Source organism: Candidatus Thiosymbion oneisti (assembly GCF_900092655.1).
Lineage (GTDB): Bacteria > Pseudomonadota > Gammaproteobacteria > Chromatiales > Chromatiaceae > Thiosymbion > Thiosymbion oneisti.
Genome location: NZ_FLUY01000244.1, coordinates 1 through 2,298, shown reverse-complemented (window position 1 = coordinate 2,298; position 2,298 = coordinate 1). Strand labels below are relative to the sequence as shown.

Sequence of the window (2,298 nt, the reverse complement as noted above, 5' to 3'; positions counted from 1 at the left end):
CGTTGGCCGGGAATCCGGGCCCTTCGGTTCCACCCGCGCCGCGGCGACGGCGCTTTCCCCTGGCCGCAACACCTTTGTTGGGAACGGATACCTTGCCACATCCAAAGCGGCGGCAGGATGGTGCCACTTGGCCGATCCCCGGCTTATGCTTAGGGCTGGAGGTTCCGGTAAGCATCGGGGTGAAGTGGCCGCCGCACTCCAAAACGTCCGGTGGTACCCTTCCATGACCCTTGGCAGTCCGGAATCCATAAAGAGCCTAAAAATTTACCACTACCCATTTGCGGCAAAGGTTGTGGTAAATTTTTAACTGATTAAACTTTAATCACTACCAAAAGTTGAACATGACCTGGAGGTAGACCATGCGTAATCTCACGCTGAAGATCCTGGTGGCAGTGGCGGCCCTGATATGGGCTGGAAGCGGGGCCAGCCAGGGGCCTATCAAAGAATTCGTGCGGCAAGTTCCCATTGACAGCCTACCCTACGCGGAAGCGAGCGAGTACGACGCCTCCGTGGTGCCCACCTTGCTGAAGATGCTGAAGGATCCCAGGGAGCAGGACTATTGGTCCAACATCGTCGCCACTCTCGGGATAATCGGCGATGAAAGGGCTGTGGAGCCGATGATCGCGTTTATCGAGAGACTCGATGAGGGTACGCTGAATCGGAGCCAGCGCAGGGCCAAGACGAGCGCCATGATGGCACTCGGGTATCTGGTCAATAAATCCGGGAATCGCAGGGCCCTCGATTACCTGATAACGAACCTGACCCTTCCGGTACGGACCGAGGGTTTTCTTGCTGAGCAGTTCGGCGCCACGGCGGAGCGCGAGCTGAACAAATACGCGGTCATGGGTCTGGCCGTGTCGGGGAATCGCAAGGCCGCCGAGACGCTGGAGTCGATCCGGAACTCGCCAGAGCTGAGTGACGACCGGGCGGCGCAGGAAATGATCAGCGAGGCGTTGGCTACCAACAAGAAGATCGCCGACAAGGGCCTAGCGGAATACTACCGCACGTCGCAGCCTTAAAAAGCTGTCAAAAAGGGCCATAGGCCAGAGTCGGGAGTAGGCTGGATCGAGGAACGAAACCCGGCATTTACGGGCGCCGGGTCTCGTCCCCTGTCTGCGTCCCTGCCTGTGCGTCCCTGCACGCAGACAGGCAGGGACGCACAGCCAGGCAATCCCTGCTGGAATGACAAAGTGGGAGCCAAACGAACCGGCCTCATAATCCTTAAGTTAATGGCAACGGGCCAGGCCCTGACGCTTTACCGAATGGAAGCTGATCGGAATGCGTAATAATAGTGATAGGGCAGGCGGTGGCTGGTTTATACCTCTCTTTCGCGGGATACATGTGATTTTGGCCGTGATGTTATTGGGGATTATTTACTGGCTCCCACCTATTGATATAAAAGAAGAGCTACGGCCGGAGTGGACTGACAAAAGCCGTGGTATGGTGACTTTTTCGTTCGCAGAGCTGGCGTTTGCGGAGCATGATAAGCTTGTTGCTGAAATAGCCGATAACGCAAAAAGTATGTACGAGTGGTTTCAACTTAAATTTATTTATATCGGTACAGTCTTTGCTGGTGTGTTTTTCAATCTGTACTTCAGGGATCGAGAACTAAAATCCGGTCAAAAGACTGATCAAAATCATGCACAGGTAATAAAAGGTTCAATAATCGGACCGATTGGTTTGGGAGTAATTGCTATTTCTTTGTTCGTATGTGTAGCGGCCGATCTTCATATTAAAGACCGACAAAAAGGGTCGGAGGAGGTCGGATTGTGGATACGTTATTTTATTGAGCCGGTCTTTACGGGCCCCTTGGAAGGGCAATGGATTGGGTGGGAGAAATTTTTGCGTGACGCCGGAGATAAGGGAGTCGAAGATAAGCAGGTGGAACCAAAAAATAAGAAGGGGGAGTTGAAAAAGGAAATCATATCCGGATTACACTTCACAGTGGAGGTAACGCTGTTCAAGTGGATTTCGCTCCACTCGTTGACTTTTCTGGTTTTTATTTTTTATGTCTATGCAATACAGGAGTGGCAATTAAATTGGCTTGACAAAAAGGCGAAGAAGGAGGTGGAGAAAGAAGTGCTGGATAGCACGATGTTCTGGGCGGTATTTTGGCTGATCCATGTTCTGATTCTCGCCCTTGCGACGCTATTTCATACTCTTCCGAATACTTTGCTCTTTAAGAAAGTGGATTTGTTTACTCTTTCCTTCACTCCGAATATTGGTAGTGGTTAAATTTAAATGCGACCTAATGCTTTGAACTCCACCGTTTTGCCATCCCTGGCCCTGGATTCCGGC

General features: G+C 51.9%; 3 protein-coding genes. All 3 read left to right on the top strand.

Annotation, left to right across the window (positions count from 1 at the left end):
- Window positions 1–227: hypothetical protein (locus BQ17_RS22270; RefSeq protein ID WP_218068013.1), on the top strand; the 227-nt coding region annotated here is incomplete at its 5' end.
- A gap of 132 nt (window positions 228–359) precedes the next feature.
- Window positions 360–1,019 carry a HEAT repeat domain-containing protein gene (locus BQ17_RS02090; RefSeq protein ID WP_089724078.1) on the top strand — a complete coding sequence of 220 codons (660 nt, stop codon included), beginning with the start codon at window positions 360–362 and terminating at the stop codon, window positions 1,017–1,019.
- Window positions 1,020–1,278: 259 nt separating this feature from the next.
- Window positions 1,279–2,235: a hypothetical protein gene (locus BQ17_RS02085; protein WP_141699042.1), complete on the top strand. Its 957-nt coding sequence runs from the start codon at window positions 1,279–1,281 to the stop codon at window positions 2,233–2,235.
- Window positions 2,236–2,298: the final 63 nt, after the last annotated feature.

Bases quoted from the DNA above. Each gene is read 5' to 3' on its own strand.
- BQ17_RS02090 (WP_089724078.1), top strand. From the start codon at position 360: ATGCGTAATCTCACGCTGAAGATCCTGGTGGCAGTGGCGGCCCTGATA.
- BQ17_RS02085 (WP_141699042.1), top strand. From the start codon at position 1,279: ATGCGTAATAATAGTGATAGGGCAGGCGGTGGCTGGTTTATACCTCTC.